Below are 25,664 nucleotides of genomic sequence, written 5' to 3' on the forward strand. Positions count from 1 at the left end.
TTTTTGTGCGTCTTAAAATTTCGTTATTTTGCTACAATATTAACAAGTTTATTTGGTACATATATCTGTTTAAGTATGTTTTTACCCTCAACAGCTTCCTTTACCTTCTCGTCTGACATAGCCATTTCAATTACTGAATCCTTGTCAGCGTCCATTTCGATATTCAGCTTAGCCTTGAGCTTGCCGTTTACCTGTACAACGATCTCGATAGTATCCTCCTTGCAGAGTTCCTCATCGTATACTGGCCAGCTCTCGTAAGCGATAGTATCATTATGTCCCATGATGCTCCATATCTCTTCACCCATATGAGGTGTGATACAGGACAGCATCTTTATAAGTCCCTCAGCGTACTCTCTCGGGCACTTACCGTTCTTGTACACAGCATTCACGAATATCATCATCTGGCTGATAGCTGTATTGAAAGCAAGCTTCTCGAAGTCGTCAGTTACCTTCTTGACTGTCTGGTGATATACCTTTGTAAGCGCGCCGTCGTTGTCGTCGGTAAGGTTCTCGGCTTCAATGAAGAAGTTCCATACTCTCTGGACAAATCTCTTTGCGCCCTCAACACCGCTCTTGCTCCACGGCTTGCTTACTTCGAGAGGTCCCATGAACATCTCGTAAAGACGGAGTGTATCTGCACCGTAGTCTCTTACGATATCGGAAGGATTTACAACGAATTCAGGGAAACGCTTACCCATTTTGATACCGTTCTCACCGAGGATCATGCCCTGATGAACAAGCTTCTTGAAAGGCTCCTTTGTAGGTGCAAGACCCTTGTCGTAGAGGTATCTGTTCCAGATACGTGAATACATAAGGTGTCCAACAGCGTGTTCGGGACCGCCGATGTAGAGGTCAACAGGCATCCAGTGCTTGAGGAGCTCCTGATTTGCGAATTCCTTATCGTTATGCGGATCGATATATCTGAAGTAGTACCAGCTCGAACCTGCACTTCCGGGCATTGTGGAAGTCTCACGAGTACCCTTTATGCCGTTGTGGTCATACTTTTTCCACTCAGTTGCATTTTCGAGAGGAGCTTTTCCGTTCTTGCCCTTGTAGTCGTCAAGCTCAGGGAGAACAAGTGGGAGCTCTTCATCGTCAAGAACGTGTATCTGACCGTCCTCGCCGTGAACTACAGGTACGGGCTCGCCCCAGTAACGCTGACGGGCAAATATCCACTCACGGAAGTGATAGTTTACAGTGCGCTTCGCTCTGCCCATTTTTTCAAGCTTCTGTGTGATAGCTTCCTTTGCTTCTTCAACAGTAAGACCTGTGAATTCCTCGGAATTGATGAGCTTATAGCCCTTGCCCAGGTACTCTGTCTTTTCCATTGCGGCTTCGGAAACGTCGATATGACCGTCCTTGCCGTCGATCACCTGTATCATATCTATATTATGAGCGATCGCATACTCAAAGTCACGCTGATCGTGGCTCGGTACAGCCATAACTGCACCTGTACCGTAGCTTGCAAGTACGAAATCGCCGATGAACATACGAACTTCCTTGCCGTTTACAGGGTTGATACAAGTAACGCCCTTGAGCTCGCAGCCTGACTTTGTCTTGTTGAGCTCAGTACGATCCATATCGTTCTTCTTCTTAGTCTCAGCGATGTATGCCTCAACTTCTTCCCTGTTCTGAACACGGTCAAGAAGGCTCTCTGTGATAGCTCCGTCAGGAGCAAGTACCATGAATGTGATACCGTAGATAGTCTCGATACAAGTTGTGAATATAGAGAACTTTCCGCCGCCAACGATATCGAATTCAACCTCTACACCTGTAGACTTGCCTATCCAGTTGCGCTGCATAGCCTTTGTGGACTCAGGCCAGTCGATCTCGTCAAGTCCTTCAAGGAGCTTTTCTGCAAATGCAGGCTGGTCAATTACCCACTGCTTCATGTTCTTACGAACTACAGGGAAGCCGCCGCGCTCTGACTTGCCGTCGATAACTTCATCGTTTGAAAGAACTGTTCCCAGCTCTTCGCACCAGTTTACAGGCATATCTATATACTTTGCATAGCCGTCAAGATAGAGCTGCTTGAATATCCACTGTGTCCACTTGTAGAACTCTGGATCGGAAGTAGCTACCATTTTTGACCAGTCATAATCAAATCCAAGCTCCTTGAGCTGCTTTGAAAAGGTCTTGATATTTTCCTGAGTAAAGCCGTTTGGGTGATTACCTGTATTTACCGCATACTGCTCGGCAGGAAGTCCGAAAGAGTCGTATCCCATTGGGTGAAGGACATTGTAGCCCTGCATACGCTTCATACGTGAAACGATGTCTGTAGCTGTATAGCCCTCGGGGTGACCTGCGTGGAGACCTACTCCCGACGGATACGGGAACATATCCAGTGCATAAAACTTAGGCTTGCTGAAGTCCCAGACATCAGTCTTGAATGTCTCATGTTCTTCCCAGTATTTCTGCCATTTGGCTTCAACAGATGTGAAATCATATCTGCTCATTGTAATATCATTCCTTTATTTAATTATTAATATTTATCGAGTTTGTAAAGTGTTCCTTTATATCGCTGTGTACGCAAAGGAGCACTGCGCAGCCAATATCCGCTATACCCTCAATGAGATACAGCCAGTTTGAGCTGATATTGGATATATTTGCAGGGAGATGTATCGCAGCGATCAGCACAAGTACTGCTGCCACACCATAGTTTACGAATTTTATGCCTGTAAGCATCGCACAGGTAAGTCCCACAGCGATAAGCATATCACTGAGACTAAATCCGCCGCCTATGACCATATTGAGAACTGCCTTTGCAATAAGGTAAGCTCCTATTATGATGCATAACATACGCCCTTTTTCGTTATTGGTCTTCATCTGATCACTCCTTGACGAGAAGTCCGCTTATATCTATCTGCTCGCCGTCTGCCCACAGACCTTCAAGCTTATAGAAGTTTCTTGTATCCTTGTAGAATACATGAACGATGATATCTGCATAATCAAGGATTATCCATGTATTGCCTGTATCAGCTTCACGTCTCTGTGGCTCAATGCCCTTCTGTGAGAGCACGAACTCAACTTCGTCTGCAAGTGTCCTTGCGTGGGTATTACTTGTACCGTTTACGATAACGAAATAGTCTGCAAGGATAGTAAGGTCTGATATTTTTATAGCCTGTATATCCTCACCTCTCTTGCTGTCGAGAGTTTTTATGATAAGTTCAAGTTTTTCCTGTTCGGTCATTAATTAATCTTCCTTCCACCATGGTTTCATATCGGGATTTCTCAAAGGCTCAGTAGCCGTTTCGAGTTCCTCGAATGTTGCGCCTGTATCGTCGTAAAGATCATACTGATATTCGTATTCCTGTACATATTCGATAATATTGCTCTCGGACATAAGCAGCGGATTCTGATATGGTCTGAATGACTCGTTGAGCATATCTATAGTTGCTCTCTTGTGGATAGAGTAGATACTGTACTCTACTCCGTCAGCAGCGTAATAAATCGCGTCCTCGCCCGGCACCATGTTTACGCTTACATTTTCCATTTTCAGTGTAGAGCCGAAATCCGCAAGCTTACTGAGATCATCAACGCTCATATCCGTTGCTATCCACTTATTCTTGTAGATAGTATTCAGATAGCTGTAAAGCTTCATTTTACCTTCGTCCTTGACGATGCTGAGCATTTTCTGCATAGCTGCTGCCATGAAACGACGCTGGTTCTGAACTCGTCCGATATCGCCCTGGAGCCACTCGTGACGGAAACGAACGAACCACTCAGACTGCGCACCTGTAAGTGTAACATCACCCGCAGGAATTATCTTGTCTGCTTCATAAATGATCTCGTTGTCAAGGTGTATCGGTATACCGCCTACAAGGTCAACGATATCAACGATATCAAAGCAGGCTGTAGTGATATATGCATCTATCGGTATACGGAAATTGTCCTGTATGCAGTTTACAACACGCTGTATCTTGCTTACTTCCTGATCGTATCCCTCATAATAAACGCTGTTTATCTTTGTTGTGGGATTGCTTGTATAGTTCGGAACAGCGCAGTCACGAGGCACCTGTAATATATGGAGCTTTGCAGCTGCGATATCGAACTGGCATATCCATATAACGTCGGTAAGCTCCTGATCCTCATCAAATCCGAGGAAGAGAACTGTATACTGACCTTCAACGAGCTGAGGAAGGTCAAGACCGTCTGTAAAGTCATCAGTTACAACATTTGTATCAACGTTAAGGTTGACCTGGGATTTTTCAAGTTCACCTTCGATATCTACAAGAGGCTGCCAAAGCTTGAAATACTTTATTATGGATACCTTCTGATCGGGCTGCCCTTTCTTTTTATACCATAAGATAGGCATATTCAGGAAAAGCAATATTATTGTGACAATACTCAGAAGAATTGAAACAGTCTTGATAACTGCATCTTTTTTGCTCTTTTTGCCGCTCTTTTCATTGCCGTTGTCATAATCATCGAAGTCATCGAAATCATCACTTTCCACAACATCTCCTGCTCTGCCTTTTTCATGGAGCCCGTGATATGTCTGCTTAGGTTCGGGAGCACGTCTTTTCGGCTTTTCCTCTTCTATGCTTATATCTATTGACGGAGCTTCGTGCAGTGCGTGATACACAGGCTGAGCCGTTCTTGTATTATCTATCCTTTTAAGCTTCCTTAACGGCTTTGGCTGTCTCGGAGCAGTATTTGCGTTTTTATTAAACTCCTCATTAAGTTCTTCTCTGTTCATTTGAGTCCTCTTTTCAAATTGCTATCATTTTTCTCTTCTTTCAAAAGTCTTGTATAAAAATTATATCCCTCGGCGGTACAAATAGGTATAACTCCGCCTTTTTTTATTACAGACTTCATGGAAAATGCGAATGCTTCTCTCATAGCTGCATTAAGGTCAGCATATGCCAGCTTGCGCATCTTGTCTACATCTTTATAGTCTCTCTCGGCAGATATCAGGTCGCCCATATATACTATCTCTTCAAGGCGTGACATACCTGCTCTGCCAACTGTATGAAATCTTATGGAATTGAGTATATCTATGTCCTCAACACCGAATTCTTTTTTGATAAAAAATGCTCCTGCGATACCATGCCACAGCGAACGTGTCTCAAGCTCTTCGCGGCATACAGTATATCCGCTGCTCATGACCAGTTCTTTCTGCACATCATCGGGCATTTCCTTACATATATCATGGAGAAGTCCCGCAAAATAAGCCTTGTCGGGGTCTTCACCGTATTTTTCAGCAAGCTTTCTGCATTCTGCCGCAACATTCATCGAATGTGTGAATCTTTTCGCAGAAAGACAATTTTTAAGGTATTTCTTTTTTTCATCGGGGTTATACAGCAATTTTCCTTCACCTCGTACCGAATATAATCCCTTCAATCTTATATATTGTACTACATTTTCGTCAAGATAGCAAGAGAAATCCTTGTTTTTAGCAATTTTTTTTCTGACCTCAGTGCTGGATATCACTGTGGGAGCAGCCTCAGATACCAGTATTTTGCCAAATTTTCCAAGTTCCTCTGCTTTTTTCTTCAACTGACCGATATCACCGCTTTCCCGTGAAACTACACAAAGTGTTACATTTGCAAGTATCTCCTCAAAGTGATACCATGTATCAAAGCTGAGGAGCATATCGCTTCCCACAAGGAGAAACAGCTCATCATCGGGAAATACGCTGCGGAAATGCTCCACTGTGTAAATAGTGTAGCTCACGCGGTCGCTCTTTATCTCGTAATCACTGACAAACAGCTTATCATTGGCTTTTGCCGCCAGCCGCAGCATTTCAAGCCTGTCCTCATCGGGAGCATATTCAGCACTGGAACGGTGCGGAGATTTCTTTGACGGAAGAAGATACAGCCTGTCCAGTCCGAACTCTTCAACAGCCGTATTGGCAAGATGTATATGTCCGTTGTGAACGGGATTGAAGCTTCCGCCGTATATTCCTATCTTCATTCTGCACCTCCTATGCTGTATTTATGCTTATTTCCACGGGCGTTTGCTGCCTGTCCAGCCCTTTTCCTTCCAGTAGTCCATATCAGCCTTGTTCCAGCCGTTGCGCTGCAAAAGACTCATTATCTTGAAAAACGCCCTTGTTTTTATGTCCACAGGGACTTTTCCCTGCCTTTTCAGTATCTTTTTAGCGATACTGTCGGTTTTTGCGTTTATGCTGTCTTTCATCTTGGGAGATACGCTGTTCCAGTCTATTGCTCTTACAGCCTTTCCAAGCCTGTAGGTCTTAGGTATCCCCCAGAAGAAACAGCTGTCAGCCATATCCTTCATTGTCGATTTCATGCCTGCTCCCGCAGCTGTTGCAACGACTACAGCCTGCTTGCTGAACATTCTCTCGTCGGGGCGGTGCGACATCCAACGCCAGCCGTAATGATCGAGGAGAGCCTTCATCTGACCTGTGCAGTGATATACGTACACGGGAGATGTAAGTATCAGCACATCGGCAGCGTCTATAAGCTCCGTTATGGGGCGCAGCTTTGCGTAGTGCGGACATTTTTCGGCTGACTTTGAAAAACAGTTGGTACAGCCGCAGCAGAACTCGTCAAAATCACGTGGCAGGAACACCTCGCTGATATTCTCTGCTTTGGTAAGCTTCTCAGCAACTATGCGTCCGATACTGTAGGTCGAGCCCTTGTGGTTCGTACCGCTTATTATCAGCACCCTCATGACTTATTTTGCCTTGGGGATATTCTCGATAACAGGGTCTTTCTCGTTGCGCTTGAAAAGTACGAATTTATTGCCGATGACCTGTACTACATCGGAGTCTGTCTGCTCTGCGATAGCATCGGCAGCTTCTCTTGCAGTCCAGCCCGAGTTGTCAAGTACTCTCAGCTTTATAAGCTCTCTCTTGCGGAGTGCCTCTGCAATATCCTTACACATAGCCTCTGTAACTCCGCCTTTGCCCACCTGATATATGGTCTCGTATGTTGAAGCGATACCGCGAAGGTACGCTCTCTGCTTGCTTGTTAACATTCAATCACCGTATCTTTCTTTAAGGAAGCTGTACAGCTCTCTCAGGGCTGCACCTCTGTGGCTTATTTCGTTCTTTTCATCAGCGGTAAGCTCCGCCATTGTGCGGTCGCCCACCATGAATACAGGGTCATACCCGAAACCGTTCGTGCCTCTCTGCTCATAGCCTATTGCGCCTTTGCAGTCACCTGACATGATATCATGACCGTTTTCGTCAATGTAGGCTATAGTGCATCTGAAAGCAGCTCCGCGCTTATCATCGGGAACGTCCTTCATCTCCTCAAGGAGCTTTGCACAATGCTGTCCCTCGGGAGCGTATCTTGCGGAGTATACTCCCGGTCTGCCGTCCATTGCGTCAACGCAGAGTCCGCTGTCATCGGCTATTGTAGGAAGTCCTACAGCTTCGTATACAGCCTTTGCCTTTATGAGTGCATTTTCTGCAAATGTAGTGCCGTTTTCCTCAGGGTCGCAGTTTGCACCTGCTTCACGCTGAGACAGCACCTCTATACCGAGGGGAGCAAGTATCTCTCTTGCCTCACGGAGCTTGTTGGCATTGTTCGTAGCCATTACCAGCTGCTTAATCATCGTCCTTACCTCCGAACAGTCTGCTGAAGAATCCGCGCTTTTTCTTCTTCTCAGGCTCAGCAGGAGCTTCGCTCTCTTCTTCCTCTTCTGCCTCGTCCTCGTTTTCATCCTCAGCTTCGTCCTCTTCGTCTGACTCTTCATCTTCGGTCAGCTCGCTGTCGTCAGACTCTTCTGTATCCTCATTGGCTTCATCGTCAGACTCTTCCTCATACTCATATTCGGACTCATCTTCTGACTCTTCTTCGTATTCTTCCTCAGTCTCTTCCTCTTCGTATTCCTCGTCATAGGACTCTTCTTCATCTTCTTCGTCCTCAGCATAAGGAATAAATGCGCCGTACTCGTTATAATAGCCCTTTACGCCGTCAACCTCAACAGTGTTGTCGTCCTCTGTCTCTTCCTCGTATTCATCTTCATCGTATGCCTCGGCAGCTTCTTCCTCTTCTGCAAGCTCTTCGAGCTGTTCGGGTGAAGCAAAGAGTGCATCAACGAACATATTGCTGTCAAATGGCTGTAAATCATCTATTTTTTCGCCCACGCCTATGAGCTTTACAGGTATCCCCAGCTCATTCTTTATTGAGATAACGATACCGCCCTTTGCTGTACCGTCAAGCTTTGTGAGAACTATACCTGTGATAGGTGCTGTCTCGCTGAAAAGCTTAGCCTGATTTACCGCATTCTGTCCTGTTGTGGCATCAAGCACAAGGAGTATCTCACGTGAGCACTCTCCTGCCTTGTTGTCGATGATACGGTTTATCTTTTTGAGCTCCTCCATGAGATTTTTCTTGTTGTGGAGTCGTCCTGCGGTGTCGATAACAACTACATCGCACTCTCTTGCCTTTGCAGCTTCAAGAGCGTCGTATACTACAGCTCCGGGGTCAGAGCCCTCGGCATGTTTTACGATATCTACTCCTGCGCGCTGAGTCCATACCTCAAGCTGGTCTATAGCAGCTGCACGGAAGGTATCGGCAGCAGCAACGAGGACTTTCTTGCCCTCCTGCTTGAACTGGTGACAGAGCTTGCCGATAGTTGTGGTCTTACCTGCTCCGTTTACACCGATGACCATAATAACAGCAGGTGATACGGAAAGGTCAAGTCCTGTATCATCGCCCATTATCTCGGAGATGACCTCATGGATAAGTCCCATTATCTCCTTAGGGTCAGTTATACCGCGCTCCTTTATCTTCTTGCGAAGTCTGTCGCATATCTCCTCAGAGGTCTCAACGCCGATATCGCTCATTATCATCTGCTCTTCGAGCTGGTCGAAAAGGTCCTCGTCAATTACGGTAAACGAGTTGAGTACTCTCTGGATACCTCCGAAAAGGAAATCCTTGGTCTTTCTCAGACCGCTGGCAATTTTAGAAAAAAGTCCCATTATATCCTCCAAACGTGGTCTATATTATATAACATATCAAAATATCAAAATGTGACACCTTACTGAATATCAGCAACGTCCTCCTGGAAATCCACCTGTTCCATTTTAAGGAGCTTGGATATTCCGTCCTCCTGCATGGTAACACCGTAAAGCACATTTGCTTCTTCCATCGCACTTCTTCTGTGAGTTACGAGAACGAACTGCGTAGTATCCGTGAATTTTTTCAGATACTGTGCGTATTTCCTTACGTTTACTTCATCAAGAGCCGCGTCGATCTCATCAAGTATACAGAAAGGTGCAGGTCTGAGTTTCAGAATAGCGAAGTAAATAGCTATGGCAACAAAGGACTGCTCTCCACCTGAAAGTGAGATAAGGTTCTTGATGACCTTTCCGGGAGGCGCAACGCTTATCTCGATGCCCGATTCAAGTACATTTTCGGGATCGGTGAGTATGAGCTCTGCCTTTCCGCCGCCGAAAAGCTCAACGAATATGCTCTTGAAGTTGGAATTGATTATAGCAAAGCTTTCCGAGAAAATCCTGCACATCTCGGCAGTAAGGTCTGTGATTATCTTTTCAAGCTCTGCCTTTGACTTCTGAACATCTGCTATCTGCTCCGACATAAAGCGGTAACGCTCGGATACTTCCTTATACTCCTCGATAGCGTCAACGTTGACACTTCCGAGAGCGCGTATCTTGTTCTTTATGGTCGTGAGCTCTGCCTGTGCAGCTATCATGTCATCGATCTTTTCAGCCATAGCAACAGCCTCGGAACGTGTTAGCTCGTAGACTTCCATGAGCTGCCTTATGATATTATCCGTATCACGGCACACAGTCTCGCGGCGTTCTTCAAGTCTTGTTACCTCTGCCGAAAGCTTTTCCTTTGAATCGTTTATAGCTTTCAGACCGTTCTGCATCTCGTTGACCAGTCTGTTCTGCTCAGTATGAGTTGCGTGACAACGCTGTATCTCTGCATTGTAAGATGCTGTATTGTCCTTGAAATCAGCAAGCTTCTGTTTCAGCTCTTCTATCTCGTTATTCTTCTGACCGATAAGCTCCTGCTGTCTGAATATCTCCTCTTCATACTGATGAGTACCGTATTTCAGCTCCTCGGCGCGTCTGTCGATACGAGTTATCTCAAGCTCCTGAGCCTGAACGTCCTTTGCAAGCTCCATGCCTCTGATCTTGAGCTGTGAGAGCTTGTCGGAAAGCTCTGCTCTCTGCAATCTCAGCTTTTCGCGGATATCCTGTCCCTGAGCAAGCTTTTCCTCGGCAACTCGTATCTCCTCATCGGTGTCGGCAAGTGCCTTTTCTGAATCAGCGATGTTCTGCTTTGCAGCTTCTATCCTCTGCTCTGTTTCAGCCTTGAGCTTCTCGGAGTTTTCAGACTGTGCGCGGAACTGCTCTTCAAGTGAAGCAAGGCTGTTCAGCTCTGCTTCAAGGCGAACTCTCTCTGCCTCGCACTTTGTCTGCTCTTCCTTTGCAGCCTCTGTGTCAAATCTGAGCTTTTCAGACTCCGCACGGAGCTTCTCTGCCTTTTCACGCAGTACATCACGCTCGTCAGCAAGCTTTGCTATCTCTGCATCAAGGGTATCTATCTCGTTCTTACGGGTGATGATACCGCCCGAACGCTGTGCAGAACCACCTGTGAACGAACCGCCTGCGTTTATGACCTGTCCGTCAAGAGTTACTATCCTGAACTTGTAGCCGTACTTCTTGGCGATAAGAGTAGCTGTGTCGATGTCCTCGGCAATGACTATACGTCCAAGCAATGAGGCTATGATGCCGCTGAACTTCGGATCGTACTTTACTATCTTGTTGGCATTGGCAACAAATCCCTCGCAGTTTTCAAGTCCCTGCTCTTTGAGCTCATAGCCCTTTACAGAGGTTATGGGCAGGAATGTTGCACGGCCTGCTTTCTGCTCTTTAAGGAAGCGTATGCAGCGTTTTGCGATATCTTCGTTTTCAACGATGATATTCTGCATAGCTCCGCCCAGTGCTGTTTCAACAGCCACTGCGTACTCGGGCTCAACGCTTATATTCTGTGCCACAGTTCCGAAGATACCGCCGATACGTCCCTGCTTTGAAGCTTTCAGCACCTGCTTGACGCTTCCTGCAAAGCCTTCCATGTTGTTTTCGAGATCGGTAAGTATCTTTCGTCTCTGCTGCTTGTCTTTCAGTTCATAGAGTGCGCGTTCAAAGTCGTTTTTCGCCTGCTCGAAGCCCTCTCTGCGCGACTTGAAAAGTCTTTCAAGTCCGCTGAGCCTGTTGCGTATCTCCTCGGCTTTCGCCTTGTTCTTTTCAGCTTCTGCCTTTACGCTTTCGGTCTGCGCTTCGTACTCTTTCAGCTTCTGACCAAGGTCGCCGCTGCTCTCACGGAGCTCGGCAAGCCTTGCAGTCTGCTCGGCTACGGTCTGCTTTGAGGACTCTATTGCAAAGCGGTATTCGCTCTGCCTGATGTAAAGTCCGTTTATCTCGCTGCCTGCCTTATCAACGGAATCGCCAAGCTTTGAGCTTTCGCTCTCAGCCCTGCGGAAGCTTTCCTCGGCTTCCTTTATCTCATCTTCCATTGCCTTTTTCTGAGCTTCAAGCTCGGCAAGCTTATCGGCAGCTGCCTTACGCTCGTTTTCAAGAGCTTTTTTAGCTTCCTCGGCATTGTCTATGTTCTTCTGAGCAGCTTCAACTGCCTCATTACAGTGCTTGATATCGTTTTCGAGAACGGCTATGCCCGACTTCATTTCCGAAGCCGTCTGCTCCTCTTCCAGCATTTTGCGGCGGAGCTCATCGGCGCGCATGGTGCTTTCCTGCATCTTGCGTATACCGTCTGCTATTTTCTGCTCCTCACGCTGAATGTCGTTTTCAACGTTCTCGTACTCGTTCTTGCTGACGAGTATCTTGCTTTCCAGTTCGTCAAGCTTTACCTTCATCTCGTCAAGCTTTGTCACCCAGACGGATATTTCAAGCTTTTTGCGCTCTTCCGCAAGCTTTATGAACTTCTCTGCCTTCTGCGACTGTATACGCAGCGGTTCTACTCTGCCTTCAAGCTCGGTGAGTATATCCGTCAGACGAAGCAGGTTTTCCTGTGCGGCTGTGAGCTTTCGCTCAGCTTCAAGCTTCTTGTATCTGAACTTTGAGATACCTGCCGCTTCTTCAAAAATATCACGGCGTTCAGAGCTTTTTGCACCTACTATCTCGGCAATTCGTCCCTGTCCGATTATGGAGTAGCCGTCACGTCCCAGACCTGTATCCATGAAAAGCTCGTTGATGTCCTTCAATCGGCAGGACTTTCCGTTGATAAGGTACTCGCTCTCGCCGCTTCGGTAAAGCTTACGTGTTACCGCAACTTCATCACCGATATCGGGGAGAGTATTGTCGGAATTGTCTATATTCAGCGTAACTGCGGCAAATCCCATAGGCTTTCGCGCAACAGTACCCGAGAAGATAACATCTTCCATTTTATTTCCGCGGAGAGTCTTTGTTGACTGTTCACCAAGTACCCAGCGTACAGAGTCACCGATATTGCTCTTGCCGCTTCCGTTAGGTCCGACAACTGCGGTAAGTCCCTTGTCAAAGGTAAGGCTTATTTTGTCAGGAAAGGACTTAAAGCCCTGTATTTCAAGTGATTTCAGGTACATTCATTCACCGCCGTTCGATAATTTCAATTTTGTCATCGGCTGAGGGAACTATCTTCACCTCCACGCCTTTTGACTTCATATATGTAATATTGCTTTTTTTATGTCCGACCGCCCTGCTAATATCCCTTGCAGGTACGGCGATACGGATATATCCGCAGTTCTCTGCGAATGCTTCTATCTTTTTAAGGTATATCCTGCTCTCGCACAGTTCGCGGAAAGCAGGGTGATAATAGCCTGCCACCATGTCATGCTCCACAAATTCCGATGCATGAAGTCCGCATTTTATTACCCTAATGCCGTTTTTCTCAAACTTTTCAAGAAGCTCCGCACACATCCCCACCATATCATCAAGGGGCATCATTCTGTATTCGCCCCTGCGGTAATAATCCGCAAGCTTTGTGCCGTCAAGGACTACCACAGGATATATCCTGACAGTATCGGGACAAATGCCGATTATTGCATCTGCTGTGGCAATATCGCTTTCACGGGAGCTTTTATACAGTCCCGTCATCATCTGCAAGCCCAGCTCAAAGCCGTGTGCCTTTATAAGCCTGCCTGCTTTAGCAACGTCCTGCGCACTGTGTCCGCGCTCGTTTGCTTCAAGGACTGTATCGTCCATTGACTGCGCCCCAAGCTCTATAGCGGTAACGCCGTACTTTTTCAGTATCTCAAGCACCTCATCACTGATACAGTCGGGACGGGTAGAACAGCGTATGCCGCTGAATTTTCCCTCGCCTACGAACTCAGATGCCGCTGTGAGAAGCTCGATCATATAATCACGGGGAACAGCTGTAAAGCTGCCGCCGAAAAAAGCTATCTCAGTATTCTCGGGCTCTCTGACCTCGCTCAGTGCCTTTGAGCATATCTCCCTGACTTCGTCTCCGTCGGGAGCGTGCTGTGCGCCGCTTATGGTGCGCTGATCGCAGAAGCTGCACTGATGAGGACAGCCGATATGTGGGATAAAAACGGATATGTTACTGTGCTTCATAGCCCATAAGTTCGAGAGCTTCCTTTGCCGCAAGCTGCTCGGCTTCCTTCTTGCTCTTGCCCTTTCCCTTGCCTATGACCTGATCGTTAAGACATACCTCGACTACAAAACGCTTGTTGTGATCGGGACCTTCCTCGCCGATAAGTACGTATTCTACCTTTTCCTCGGGATTTTTCTGGACTATCTCCTGCAAAACCGTCTTGAAATCGTTGAAAACAGGCTTCTTTGCATGACGTATGTCCTTTGGCATGAAGCGGAGTATATGATTCGCCGCAGGCTCCATACCGCCGTCAAGGTATATGGCAGCGATAACTGCTTCAAAAGCGTCTGCAAGTATGGAAGGACGCTCTCTGCCGCCTGTATTCTCCTCGCCTTTGCCAAGGCGGAGGAAAGTGCCGAGTTCTATCTGCTGTGCAAAGATATGGAGAGACTTTTCACATACAAGTGAAGCCCTCATTTTTGTAAGCTCTCCCTCGGCAACGTTGAGGTTCTTGTAAAGGAAATCCGACACAACGATAGAAAGTACGCTGTCACCGAGAAATTCCAGTCTCTCATTGCTGCCGCTGGGCATCTTCTTTTCGTTTGCGTATGATGAGTGAGACAGTGCCTGTTTCAGCAGCTGTATATTTTTGAATTTATAGCCTATTATTTCCTCAAATCTTTCTAAATTTTCCATTATATCACTCCTTGTCCGCAGAAGCTGTGCGAGCTACATAGCTCTCTATAACTCCTGCGACATCGCCCTCGACACAACGCTTTGCCTGTCTTACCGCATTGAAGAACGCTGTACCGTCAGAGCTTCCGTGTGCTTTTATTACGGGCTTCTTCACACCTAAAAGTGCTGAGCCGCCGACCTCCTTGTAATCCATCTGCTTGCGGAATGTCTTTATTTTGCCAATTGAAAGTATTGCACCGATCTTTCCTGCGCCCGAGAATATCCACTTCATCTTCTTGGCAAAGAAGCTTCCCATGCCCTCATAGAGCTTGAGCGCGATATTTCCCGTAAAGCCGTCAGTAACTACTACCTGTACATTTCCCTTTGTCATCTCTCTTGCTTCGATATTTCCTGCAAAGTTAAGACCGCTTTTTTCAAGGAGCTTATATGCTTCTATTTCAAGGTCTCTGCCCTTTGTCTCCTCAGAGCCTATATTGAGCAGTCCTACCTTCGGGTTCTTTATGCCCATGACTTTTTCCATATATGCACTGCCCATTACTGCAAACTGTACCAGCATCTCGGGGCGGCATTCGGTATTTGCTCCTGCGTCGATAAGTACGAAATTGCCCTTATCTCCTGGAAGTACAGGTGAAGGTGCTATCCGCTTAATGCCTTTGATACGCTTGACGATGAAGGTCGCTCCCATTACAAGTGCTCCTGTGCTTCCTGCGGATACAAAGGCATCGCCCTTTCCCTCTGCAAGCAAGCTCAGACCAACTGCCATTGAGGAGTTTTTTCCTGATTTGATTATCTCCTTCGGCTCTTCATGTATATCAAAAACATCATCGGTATGAACTATTTCTATTCCACCCAGACTTATGCCGTTTTTCTCGGCACAAGCCCTTATTTCTTTTTCGCGTCCTGTGAGTGTTATCTTCACTCCAAGCTCGCGGACTGCTCTTTCACAGCCCTTTATTACTTCAAGAGGAGCGTTGTCTCCTCCGAATGCATCAACTATTACATTTACCGCCAATTCTTTCAAGCTCTCCTCTCAGCGAATTTACAGCGCGCTGTGCATATGCACCGTAGCGTTCCTTTTTGTCCTTTATCCTTACGCCAATATCGGGAAGTATCCCCATATTAGCTCCCATTGGCTGGAAATTCCCGCTGTTGAAAGGATCACTGACATAGTGCGAAAGTGCTCCTGTCATGGTATCCGGCGGAAGCTTTACAGGCTCAAGTCCTTTCAGCCTGCGTGATGCAGCGATACCTGCTATAAGTCCGCTGGCTGCACTTTCCATATATCCCTCGACTCCTGTTATCTGTCCTGCAAAGAATATCTCGGGACGGCTTCTCATTGAGAAATCGGAGTTGAGAAGCTCTGGGCTGTTTATGAATGTGTTCCTGTGCATTACACCATAGCGCATGAACTCGGCATTTTCAAGCCCCGGTATCATTGAGAATACTCTCTTCTGCTCGCCGAATTTGAGGTTTGTCTGAAAGCCCACAAGGTTGAAAAGTGTTCCCTCACGGTTCTCTTTTCTCAGCTGTACAACAGCGTATGGTCTCCTGCCTGTACGCGGATCATCTATGCCCACAGGCTTCATAGGTCCGAAGCGCATAGTGTCAACTCCGCGTGAAGCAAGCTCCTCGATAGGCATACAGCCCTCGTATACACTGAACGGGTGTGTCTCAAAGTCCTTGAGCTGTACCTTTTCCGCATTTATAAGAGCTTCGTGGAAAGCAAGGTATTCCTCCTTGTTCATTGGACAGTTAACATAGTCCGCATCGCCTCTGTCATAGCGTGAAGCGTAAAATGCTCTTTCCATATTTATGGTATCAGCCGTAACGATAGGAGCAGCTGCATCATAGAAGCTGAGTCCCTCGCCGCAGAGTCCGCGGATAATATCAGCCATAGCTCCCTGTGTAAGAGGTCCTGTAGCGATGATAGTCATTCCCTCAGGAAGCTCTGTGACCTCGCCGCCAATGACCTCGATAAGAGGGTGGGACTTTATCTTTGCCGTAACTGCGTCCGAGAACTTCTCACGGTCTACAGCCAGTGCGCCGCCTGCTTCTACGGAATTCTCCTTTGCGCAGGGCACTGTCAGCGAGCCGAGAAGCTCCATTTCGTATTTGAGCAGTCCCGCAGCCGATTCAAGCCTTGCAGCTTTAAGCGAATTCGAGCATACAAGCTCCGCAAAGCCGCTGTACTTATGAGCAGGAGAATACTTCTCGGGCTTCATCTCATAAAGACGCACCCTTATCCCTGCTTCCGCCACAGCCCATGCCGCTTCACAGCCTGCAAGTCCTGCACCTATAACGTTAACGATATCGTTCATTTTTTAAGCTCTCTTTCATAGTCGCAGCCGTCATTCTCGCATACCAGCTTGCCAGACTTGCCGCCCTTCATAAACAGAGTCTTACCGCACTGCGGGCATATCTCCTTAGTAGGCACGTTCCATGTCATAAAGCTGCAATCGGGGAAGCCCTCGCAGCCATAGAAGCTTCTGCCCTTCTTAGACTTTTTCAGCAGCATCTTCTTTCCGCATCTCGGACAAGTTCCGTCAGCCTCTGTAACTATCTTCTTTGTGTTCTTGCACTCGGGGAATCCCGGACAGGCAAGGAATTTACCGTACTTGCTGTACTTTATTACCATATTTCTGCCGCAAAGCTCGCAGACAACGTCGGTCTCTTCATCGGGAACTTTCACACGCTTGCCGTCCATAGCTTCTTCAGCCTTTTTCAGAGTCTTTGAGAAGTCATCGTAAAACTCATGTAGGGTGCTTACCCAGTTCTTTGAGCCGTGCTCGACTTCATCGAGGTTGTTTTCCATTTCCGCTGTGAATTTAGCGTCAACTATCTTCTTGAAGTGGTCCTTCATAAGCTCTGTGATAACTTCGCCCAGATTTGTGGGTTTCAGAGCCTTGCCCTCATGCTCAACATAGCGGCGTGAGGTTATGGTAGTTATAGTAGGAGCATAGGTACTTGGTCTGCCTATGCCGTTTTCTTCAAGTGCCTTGATGAGCGAAGCTTCCGTAAAGCGCGGAGGCGGCTGAGTAAAATGCTGATTTCCCGATATGGATTTCAGTTTCAGCTTATCCTCTGCTTTAAGCTCGGGAAGCATCTTCTTGCTGCCCTCTTCGGCATCGTTCGACTCTACGTAAAGTGCCATAAAGCCGTCGAACTTTACTGAATAGCCCGATGCTCTGAAAGTACAGCCGTTTGCTTCGATATCAGCAGATACCGTATCAAGGAGAGCATTTGCCATCTGACTTGCGATGAAACGCTCCCATATGAGCTTGTAGAGCTTATACTGGTCGGAGCTGAGACTGCTCTTTACTCTTTCGGGAGTAAGCTCGGGAGTTGAAGGGCGTATAGCTTCGTGAGCGTCCTGAGCGTTGTTCTTTGTCTTGAAGTTCCTTGGCTCGGGCGGCAGATAGTCCTTGCCGTAAACTACTCCGATGTATTCGGCAGCAGCTGCCTTAGCCTCGTCTGATATACGCAGGCTGTCGGTTCTCATATATGTGATAAGACCTACTGCACCTACGCCCTCTACGTCAACACCTTCGTAAAGCTCCTGTGCAGCCTTCATGGTACGCTTTGCACTGAAACTGAGCTTACGTGAAGCTTCCTGCTGGAGTGTCGATGTGATGAAAGGCGGTGCAGGCTGTTTCTTTGTGACGCGCTTTTTTACAGATGTAACTGTATAATCTGCGTTTTCAAGTCTTGCAAGAAGGTTGTCAGCTTCTGCCTGATTTGGTATCTCAAGCTTTTCGCCGTCAACTGCTACGAGGGCAGCATCGAACACCTTTCTTGATGAAGGTGCTGTGAATTTTGCATCGATAGACCAGTATTCCTTTGGCACGAAAGCACGTATCTCGTTTTCGCGGTCAACTACAAGACGTACAGCTACAGACTGGACTCTGCCTGCTGAAAGTCCTCTTTTTACCTTTTTCCAAAGGAACGGACTGAGCTCATATCCCACAAGACGGTCAAGTATACGTCTTGCCTGCTGAGCATTTACAAGGTCTACATCTATCTTATGCGGATTGCTCATACCGTTTTTTACGCCTGTCTTGGTGATCTCATTGAAAGCCACACGGTTATCAGCGTTCATATCCAGCTTGAGCATCTGCGCTATATGCCATGATATGGCTTCTCCCTCACGGTCGGGGTCGGTTGCGAGATATACTTTATCGCACTTCTTTGCGCGCTTTTTAAGCTCCTTGATAACGTCCTCCTTGCCCTTCATATCGGTATACTGCGGCTTGAAGTCGTTATCCTTGTCAACACCCATTTTTGACTTGGGAAGGTCGCGGACATGGCCCATTGAGGCGATAACCTCATAACCCGGTCCGAGATATTTCTGAATGGTTTTCGCCTTTGCAGGCGACTCAACGATGACTAAATCTGACATTGATCTTTCCCCTTATCTTATAAGTTCATACATTTTTCCAGGAAGTGAACGTACTGTTCCGAATATTTCCAGTTCGGTGAGCTCAGTCATCAGCTCACCTGTATCTATTTCAAGTGATGAAGCCAGTTCGTCCGCATGGAGCGGTCCGTTTTCAAGGGCTTCTGCTATTTTCCTCTGCTGATCTGAAAGATCGTCAGGCAGCTCAGCTTTACGAATTTCACGTTTTGTTTGCCGCGGCTCGTCTGAGATACCGTTGAGGACTTTCATCATCTCGGTCATCTCTTCGTTCGTCAGCGTTTTTTCCGCGGAAGTAACCGCAGCTCTTTTCGGCATTGCCTCAGCAGCATATTGCTTTTTCCTAAACGTTATACAGTCGATAACGTCAGAAGCACTGTACATGGGTATCGCACCGTCACGCAGCAGCTTTATGTTGCCCACAAAAGCTTCGCTGAATATATCAGCAGGCGGCAGACACAGAACTTCACGTCCCTGTCCTGCTGCAAGGTTTGCAGTAATGAGCGAACCGCTTCTTGTTCCTGCTTCAAAGACTACTACTGCTCTTCCAAGAGCAGCAAGTATCCTGTTTCTCTTTGGAAAATTAGGCGAGATCGGAGGTGTCCCGGGTGGGAATTCCGACACGAACACACCGCCTGCCGAAAGTATTGGATCTCTGTATGCAAAATTCTGCTTTGGATAATCCACATCAACGCCGCAGCCCATTACGCATACCGTTGGTCTGCCTATCTCAGCCGCAGCCATACTACAGGCAAGGTCTATGCCCATTGCAAAGCCGCTGATTATAACAGCTCCGCGGGCTGAAAGCTCAGAGCATATCTCCTTTGCAGCTTTAAGGCTGTACGCCGTAGCTTTTCGTGTACCTACAGCCGTGACCGTAAGCTCGGTCTTTAGGCATGAGATATTGCCCTTATAATAAAGTACAGACGGCGGATTATATATATGCTCAAGCTGTTTGGGATATTCTGGACTTGTGCAGGCGATGACACCTATACCGCGCCTATTGCAGTTAGCAATAAAGCTCTCGGCACTTGAAAGAGGTATCTCCGCTGCGTTTTTTTGCTCTTTTTCGTTAAGACTGACCATAGACTCGCGGTCAGTAAGAGCTGCATATGCATTCTCAGCTGTCTGGTATAAGCTCATTATCTCCCATATACGGTGATTTCCAGTACCGAACACCATATTGAGCCAAAGCCAGTATTTTGTATCGTCCACAGTCATGCCTCCTTTATTAATGTATCTGTCCTAGCCGAGCAGTGTTACCTGCTGAGCTCCCACATAAGTATTCCTGCTGCCATTGCAGCATTAAGCGAGTTGATATTCCCGTGCATAGGGATTATAACTTTTCTGCTGCAACGCTGTGCGACATCAGCAGGAAGTCCGTTTCCCTCATTGCCGATGAACACAGCCTGTGCGCCTTCAAATGTACACTCCGTAACAGGCAGAGCGTCCTTATCTATGACAGCGGCGGAAGTCGTAATGCCTGAAAGCTCCTCAAAAAGCTTATCTGCATCATTTTCTATTGCTATCTTCATTCTGAACACCGAACCCATAGTTGAACGTATCACTTTCGGACTGTAGAGGTCGCAGCTTCCCGACATTATAACACCGCTGATACCCAGTGCATCGGCAGTTCTTATCATCATGCCTACATTTCCCGGATCCTGTAATCCGAACAGCACGAGATACTTGCCGTTTTCGGTGATAATACTGCTGACGCTGCGCTGCACAGGTATCCTGCACATTGCAAAAACGCCCTGTGTACTGTCAGTAGAAGCTATCCTGTTTCCAAGCTCATTTGAAATGACAATAGTCCTTGTGTTTCTCAAATCAGCCTGTAAAAGTTCTTCACCAAAGCGTTCATACGCCTTCTGAGTGAGTATGAGCTGAGTTATGCCGCTTTCTTCTTTGAGAGCGTCCTCGACTATCCTTTGCCCCTCCAACACGAATAAGCCGTACTGAAGTCTTTCTTTTTTTGAGGAAGAAAGCTTCTGATACAGCTTGACAGTAGGATTATCTTTTGAAGTGATGATGTTTTCCAATAGTACAACACCGCCTTACAGAACTCATATACACGGCATGACAGACAGACTCAGACTGCTGTCATGCACAGTGTACAATGGATTCTTTATTAACAAAAACACGCTCTTAAATTAATTAAGAAGCGTGTTTATTATATCAATTAAAGAGCAGCCTTTGCCTTGTCAGCAATTGCTGTGAAACCAGCTGCATCGTTGATAGCGATCTCAGAGAGCATCTTTCTGTTAAGAGAGATACCAGCCTTCTTGCAGCCGTTCATGAATGTAGAGTAGTTCATGCCGTTGAGCTTAGCAGCAGCTGAAATTCTTGTGATCCAGAGCTGTCTGAACTGTCTCTTCTTCTGCTTTCTTCCGATATATGCATAGTTGCCTGACTTCATTACGGCCTGCTTAGCCATCTTGAAGTGCTTGCTCTTAGAACCCCAGTAGCCCTTAGCAAGCTTTAAAGTCTTGTTTCTTCTCTTACGAGTCATCATTGCACCTTTAATACGTGCCATAGTCTTTTACCTCCAAAATTAAAATTACGGGAATAGCCCAGTACCATGCGGATACGATATCCGCTTCCAATTACATATAAGGAACGAGCTTCTTGATTGTAGGTGCATTTGTGCAGTCAGCTACACCTGCATTACGAGCGATTCTCTTGCGCTTAGTATCCTTCTGAGTAAGTCTGTGTCTCTTGTTTGTGTGCTGGTACTTTACCTTACCGCTTCCTGTAATCTTAAAACGCTTCTTTGCGCCCGAGTGAGTTTTAACCTTTACCTTTGCCATTATATGATCCTCCTTACTTAGCGGCCTTTGGGGAAACGAACATTACTATGCTGCGTCCCTCCATTTTAGCCGGCTTATCCACAGTGCCTGCCGCAGAAACTGCTTCCTTGAAACGATCAAGCAGTTCGTTTCCAAGTTCGGGATGTGCAATAGCTCTTTTACGGAATCTTACGGATACCTTGAGCTTGTCGCCGCCCTCTAAAAATTTGACAGCCTGATTTACCTTCGTTTCAAAGTCATGGGTATCTATTGTAGAGAACATTCTGATCTCCTTGATAGAAACTACCTTCTGATTTTTTCTTGCTTCCTTCTCACGTTTAGCCTGCTCGAAGCAATACTTTCCGTAATCCATGATACGGCATACGGGCGGTGTTGCCTGCGGAGCGATCTTTACGAGATCAAGATCCTGATCGAAAGCCATCTGCTGTGCTTCTTTGGCGGATAAAACGCCGAGCTTTTTTCCTTCAGCGTCGATTACGAGCACTTCTTTGTCTCTTATCTCTTCGTTGATCTGCAGTTCCTGTTTGCTAATAGTCAAGCACCTCCAAGCAATATAATTTAAAAACAAAAATGAGTGCAGAAATTATCCGCACTCACCAATACACACTGAAAAACCAAGCCGCAAATACGACCTGTTTACCATTACATATTGACCGTTTCAGCATAGCCCGACGGTGAGAACGCATAGTTCTGCTTTGTTTACTCAAATATTATACAACATATAGTCTGATATGTCAAGCGGTCGCATCAATTTTGTAGTTTTGCACAACTACTTAGCTGAATATGCTCTTGATTTTATCCCATAAAGCAAATTTCAGCTTGTATTTCTTAGGCTTTTTGAGTATATCAAGTTCTTTTTCGTCAAAGTTCTCCTCTTCTGCGGACTTATCATCAGTCACAGTTTCGTCCTCGCTGTCCGCATCTTCCGTTTCCTCGCAGGCAGCAGGCAGGCACAGAGGCGGATACATCACACACCACCAGTTATGTCCGCGAGCATCGCCTATCATAATGCGAAGTGCTCTGTAGCGTCCCGCAGGCATGGTGATATCTCCATACACACGTTCATCAAAGTCCGCATCTGCAAGCTCTGCCGATACTCTGTCCATGCAGCCGTTTCTGCGCAGGACACTTTCTGCCGTCCGAACTATCTCGGACATTCTCGCCTTTGCTATACGCTCAGCTTCATCAAGGTCGGCTGCTCCGTTGAATATTCCTCTTTCAAGGAGCTCGTCACGCACCATGAGTTTGAGCTGCTGATCCTTTTCACTGTCGGAATTTGCAAGGATATGCAGCCGCAGCACACTGCCGCGGAGCTCTTCCAGTTTCAGTCCGTCGCTGATGAAGCTGCTCATATTTGAAATAAGTATGGTAAGTATAAGCCCTGCCGCCATTATCTTCCATGATGGCTTTTTCATTATATCACCTCATGGAAAGCATTGACTGTATCATCAATAATTATACAACATATGAGCCATTTCAGTCAAGCATTTTTCACTTACTGCCGCCTGATAACAGAAAAGCGGCTCATACGAGCCGCTTTTAAGCTATTAAAGTGATTTTACCTTGCCAAGCAGGAATTCCTGAATTCTAAGTGCGTCGTTTGAAGTAACGCCCTTGCTGCTCTTGTCAACGTCAGCGTTTGCCTGTCCCTGATCGGAAATATGGTTCTTATCCGAGCCCTTTATTCCGTACTTGTCAGGATTTGCAAGTGACTGCATGATAAGTACGATATCAGACATATCTACCTGACCGTCGCAGTTAGCGTCGCCTGCCTTTGTTACCTTAACTTCATTCTCTTCAGAAACAGTAGTTGTTACCTTAGGAGCTGCTGTTGTTGTAGATGTAGAAGTAACTGTAACAGCCTTTGTGGTAGTTGTTGTTGTAACTACAGGCTTTGTTGTTGTAGTTGTCTTTGCAGGCTCCTTCTCAGCAGGCTTTGTGCCGTCAGGCTCGATACCGCCTACGAGAACGCCGTCATCGTATACGCAGATATAATCTGTACGCTGCTCCGGCGGATCATCAACTGCAAAGAAGTCCTCGCTCTTGCCTACCTTGATATCGGTATAGCTCCAGTCGTTTGAAGGATCCCATACATCGCCGTAGTACATACCGAGATCGAACTGATACTTCTTGCCTGAGTTTGCGATAACATAGCCGTCCCATGTTACCTCTATGTAGTATGTGTCAGGAACCTTGTCATACTTGAAAGGTCCTGTGAGAACGCCGTCTGCTCCTACTTCTCCGTCCTCAGTGCTTGACTGATCGTAAAGCTCACGAACTTCGCCGAGTCCGTCGATGCCCTTTGCCATTTCCTTGATGTTGAAGAAGTAACGGATAGATGTTTTCTTTGAAGGATTGCTCTCACCTGAAAGCACCTTGAATGAGATCTGTGTAGTACCTGAACCGTCACCGTTAAGGTTTGGCTTATCTACTGCAACAGCTTCTACCCAGTAGCCTGTTCCGCCGCCTTCGCCGCCTGAACCGTAAACGCGCTTTTCGTCAGCAGGCGGGAAGTCAGGTGTTATTGCCATATCCTCTGTGCCGTATACAGCATAGAGGCCTGCTGATGCAGCAGGTAAGCAAGCATTATAGTCGATAGTAACTTCGTTTTCTGTCCAGTCCTTTGTAGCGTCGTCGTGTCCGTCGCTTCCGTCAGGACCGCCTGCGAGAGCACCCCAGAGGATATGTCTCTGCTCACGGGGATCTTCTGCCATGAGGAGTCCCGAAGCAGCACGGTGGTGAGGGTTCTTAACAGCTGTATCGTTGTAGCCTACAACGAATGCTCTTGGTCCGTGTGTACCGTTCTTGCCTGCAAGAACTGCATACTTAGGCTCTTCCTTGTATGTGATGTCGTTCTTGCCGAGAACGTAATCCATCTGCTTCTTTGCCCATTCGCTCCACTCACTCGGCTTGCCGTCGTTGTGGTACTTATCGTAAAGGAGACAGATCATCTGCATAGCTGTATTGTAACGGCAGCTTCCCCACTGATTAAGGAATGCAAAGCCGCCCTTTGTTTCTTTCTTCTGCCATGTGCCGAGGCACTTGCCGAGGCAGTCATCGTCCCAGAAATCTTCAAAAACGTACTGGTTCTTGCCCTGTGCGTCTCTGATCTTCTGTACCATATCAAGCTCAGGGTGTTCCTGATTTATGATAGCCCACATGAGAGCTGCGCCTGACCACATATCGTTCCAGCAGTAGCACCAGCCCGAAGGAGCATAGTAATCGAAGAGCTTGTAAGCTCCGTCATCGAATACTTTTTCGTCGCCTGTAGCCATGTACATCCAAGCAGCTGCCCAGCAGTAATCGTCTTCCCAGTGATCCGAGCCGTAGAACTGTCCCGGACCGTCTGCGTTATCGGAAAGCTCCTTGGGATTGTCGTTAGCGAACTTCCAGAGAGCCTTTGCATACTTCAATGATTTCTCAGCATAGTCAGGATCTGTATCCTTGAAGTTGAGGTAGTTGATAGCCAGTGATGAGCAGGCAGAAACAACGTAATCTGTCTGCGGCTTCTCAGCTGTGAGGAAGAATGCGGGACGAGGCATTGAGTCTACCTCAGGGCTGTTCCAGATAGCGTGGTCGATATTACCGTCGCCCACCTGATAGCAGTGTGCGATAACAGTGCCGCTTTCGTCAAGGAACGTACACTTCATAAGGTAATCGTTGAAGTGACGGAGAATAGTCTCGATATGATCGTCCTGCTTGAGCTTCTTGTACACATCGCGGTACTCGTAATAGCCCCAGCCAAGTGTAGCAGCTGTGTAGTTCTCAGGCATACCGAATTCTACGTGGTCACCTGCATCGTGGAAGCCGCCTGCAACGTCGATAGTGCCGTCGCCGTCAGGATCGAGTACATCTTTATACTTTGCCATAAAGGAAGCAGAAAGGTTAGTACCGCCCTTGCTGGTCTTGTTTGTGAGACCGTCCCATTCGATCATAGGAACGTGTGCATCGTATGTGTGGCAGTCACCACGCCATGAAAGACGGCTCTCTTTTTCAACAGTGTCGCCGCACATATTAGCGTCATAGAAATAGAGTGAATACTGCAAAGCACGAGCATAGTCGATATCAAGACCTGAATCATTTACTATCTCGCTGATCGGTGGACAGAATTCCTGTTCTGCTTCTGAATCAGCCGCATTTACAGGAACAGCTGCACACAGTGATGTTGCAGCAGTAACGATACTCAATACTGCCGCGGTCAGTTTTTTGTGATTCATCATATTTTCCTCCCTTTTAATGTGAATCATT

Annotated in this window: 21 protein-coding genes and 1 pseudogene; all 22 read right to left on the reverse strand. The window is 46.9% G+C overall.

Going from position 1 to position 25,664, the window contains the following annotated elements:
• Positions 1-23: 23 nt before the first annotated feature.
• Positions 24-2,456, reverse strand: coding sequence for a leucine--tRNA ligase (gene leuS, locus BLW60_RS01835; RefSeq protein ID WP_074714195.1), 2,433 nt, complete (start codon positions 2,454-2,456; stop codon positions 24-26).
• 19 nt (positions 2,457-2,475) lie between these two features.
• On the reverse strand, positions 2,476-2,826 hold the full coding sequence (locus BLW60_RS01840; protein WP_074714196.1) for a hypothetical protein: 351 nt from the start codon (positions 2,824-2,826) through the stop codon (positions 2,476-2,478).
• Between the two features lie 4 nt (positions 2,827-2,830).
• Positions 2,831-3,190 (reverse strand): ribosome silencing factor, encoded by a 360-nt coding sequence (rsfS, locus tag BLW60_RS01845; RefSeq protein WP_028518744.1) that lies wholly within the window; start codon positions 3,188-3,190, stop codon positions 2,831-2,833.
• A gap of 3 nt (positions 3,191-3,193) precedes the next feature.
• Positions 3,194-4,699 carry an LCP family protein gene (locus BLW60_RS01850; RefSeq protein ID WP_074714197.1) on the reverse strand — a complete coding sequence of 502 codons (1,506 nt, stop codon included), beginning with the start codon at positions 4,697-4,699 and terminating at the stop codon, positions 3,194-3,196.
• Positions 4,696-5,916, reverse strand: coding sequence for a nicotinate-nucleotide adenylyltransferase (locus tag BLW60_RS01855; protein ID WP_074714198.1), 1,221 nt, complete (start codon positions 5,914-5,916; stop codon positions 4,696-4,698). The genes BLW60_RS01850 and BLW60_RS01855 overlap by 4 nt, the downstream gene beginning before the upstream one ends.
• Before the next feature lie 27 nt (positions 5,917-5,943).
• A complete protein-coding gene (locus BLW60_RS01860; protein WP_074714199.1) occupies positions 5,944-6,639 on the reverse strand; it encodes an NAD(P)H-dependent oxidoreductase in 696 nt (231 codons plus the stop codon).
• Between the two features lie 3 nt (positions 6,640-6,642).
• Entirely contained in the window at positions 6,643-6,945 is a 303-nt protein-coding gene (yhbY, locus tag BLW60_RS01865; protein ID WP_028518740.1) for a ribosome assembly RNA-binding protein YhbY, read from the reverse strand.
• Complete coding sequence (rdgB, locus tag BLW60_RS01870) at positions 6,946-7,527, reverse strand: RdgB/HAM1 family non-canonical purine NTP pyrophosphatase (RefSeq protein WP_074714200.1); 582 nt, start codon at positions 7,525-7,527, stop codon at positions 6,946-6,948.
• 472 nt (positions 7,528-7,999) lie between these two features.
• A pseudogene (gene ftsY / locus BLW60_RS01875) lies at positions 8,000-8,899 on the reverse strand (signal recognition particle-docking protein FtsY); the annotation flags it as partial.
• A gap of 59 nt (positions 8,900-8,958) precedes the next feature.
• Complete coding sequence (gene smc / locus BLW60_RS01880; protein ID WP_074714201.1) at positions 8,959-12,531, reverse strand: chromosome segregation protein SMC; 3,573 nt, start codon at positions 12,529-12,531, stop codon at positions 8,959-8,961.
• A 4-nt stretch (positions 12,532-12,535) separates the two neighbouring features.
• Positions 12,536-13,519 carry an elongator complex protein 3 gene (locus BLW60_RS01885; protein ID WP_074714202.1) on the reverse strand — a complete coding sequence of 328 codons (984 nt, stop codon included), beginning with the start codon at positions 13,517-13,519 and terminating at the stop codon, positions 12,536-12,538.
• Positions 13,506-14,195: a ribonuclease III gene (rnc, locus tag BLW60_RS01890; protein WP_074714203.1), complete on the reverse strand. Its 690-nt coding sequence runs from the start codon at positions 14,193-14,195 to the stop codon at positions 13,506-13,508. The genes BLW60_RS01885 and rnc overlap by 14 nt, the downstream gene beginning before the upstream one ends.
• 4 nt (positions 14,196-14,199) lie before the next feature.
• On the reverse strand, positions 14,200-15,207 hold the full coding sequence (gene plsX, locus BLW60_RS01895) for a phosphate acyltransferase PlsX (protein WP_074714204.1): 1,008 nt from the start codon (positions 15,205-15,207) through the stop codon (positions 14,200-14,202).
• On the reverse strand, positions 15,185-16,513 hold the full coding sequence (gene trmFO, locus BLW60_RS01900) for a methylenetetrahydrofolate--tRNA-(uracil(54)-C(5))-methyltransferase (FADH(2)-oxidizing) TrmFO (RefSeq protein WP_074714205.1): 1,329 nt from the start codon (positions 16,511-16,513) through the stop codon (positions 15,185-15,187). The genes plsX and trmFO overlap by 23 nt, the downstream gene beginning before the upstream one ends.
• Positions 16,510-18,591: a type I DNA topoisomerase gene (gene topA, locus BLW60_RS01905; RefSeq protein ID WP_074714206.1), complete on the reverse strand. Its 2,082-nt coding sequence runs from the start codon at positions 18,589-18,591 to the stop codon at positions 16,510-16,512. Before topA ends, trmFO begins: the two co-directional genes overlap by 4 nt.
• Before the next feature lie 12 nt (positions 18,592-18,603).
• Positions 18,604-19,821 (reverse strand): DNA-processing protein DprA, encoded by a 1,218-nt coding sequence (gene dprA / locus BLW60_RS01910; RefSeq protein WP_074714207.1) that lies wholly within the window; start codon positions 19,819-19,821, stop codon positions 18,604-18,606.
• A gap of 44 nt (positions 19,822-19,865) precedes the next feature.
• On the reverse strand, positions 19,866-20,648 hold the full coding sequence (locus tag BLW60_RS01915; protein WP_081348074.1) for a TrmH family RNA methyltransferase: 783 nt from the start codon (positions 20,646-20,648) through the stop codon (positions 19,866-19,868).
• Positions 20,649-20,788: 140 nt separating this feature from the next.
• On the reverse strand, positions 20,789-21,142 hold the full coding sequence (gene rplT / locus BLW60_RS01920; RefSeq protein WP_019678114.1) for a 50S ribosomal protein L20: 354 nt from the start codon (positions 21,140-21,142) through the stop codon (positions 20,789-20,791).
• A 70-nt stretch (positions 21,143-21,212) separates the two neighbouring features.
• The gene (rpmI, locus tag BLW60_RS01925) at positions 21,213-21,416 is read right to left on the reverse strand and encodes a 50S ribosomal protein L35 (RefSeq protein WP_019678115.1); all 204 of its coding nucleotides are present in this window, start codon (positions 21,414-21,416) and stop codon (positions 21,213-21,215) included.
• A gap of 13 nt (positions 21,417-21,429) precedes the next feature.
• The gene (gene infC / locus BLW60_RS01930) at positions 21,430-21,954 is read right to left on the reverse strand and encodes a translation initiation factor IF-3 (RefSeq protein WP_028518730.1); all 525 of its coding nucleotides are present in this window, start codon (positions 21,952-21,954) and stop codon (positions 21,430-21,432) included.
• Between the two features lie 235 nt (positions 21,955-22,189).
• Complete coding sequence (gene spoIIR / locus BLW60_RS01935) at positions 22,190-22,831, reverse strand: stage II sporulation protein R (RefSeq protein ID WP_074714208.1); 642 nt, start codon at positions 22,829-22,831, stop codon at positions 22,190-22,192.
• A 132-nt stretch (positions 22,832-22,963) separates the two neighbouring features.
• Positions 22,964-25,636: a glycoside hydrolase family 9 protein gene (locus tag BLW60_RS01940; RefSeq protein WP_175460860.1), complete on the reverse strand. Its 2,673-nt coding sequence runs from the start codon at positions 25,634-25,636 to the stop codon at positions 22,964-22,966.
• Positions 25,637-25,664: the final 28 nt, after the last annotated feature.

It is taken from the genome of Ruminococcus flavefaciens (assembly GCF_900108555.1).
GTDB classification, from domain to species: Bacteria; Bacillota; Clostridia; order Oscillospirales; family Ruminococcaceae; genus Ruminococcus; species Ruminococcus flavefaciens_P.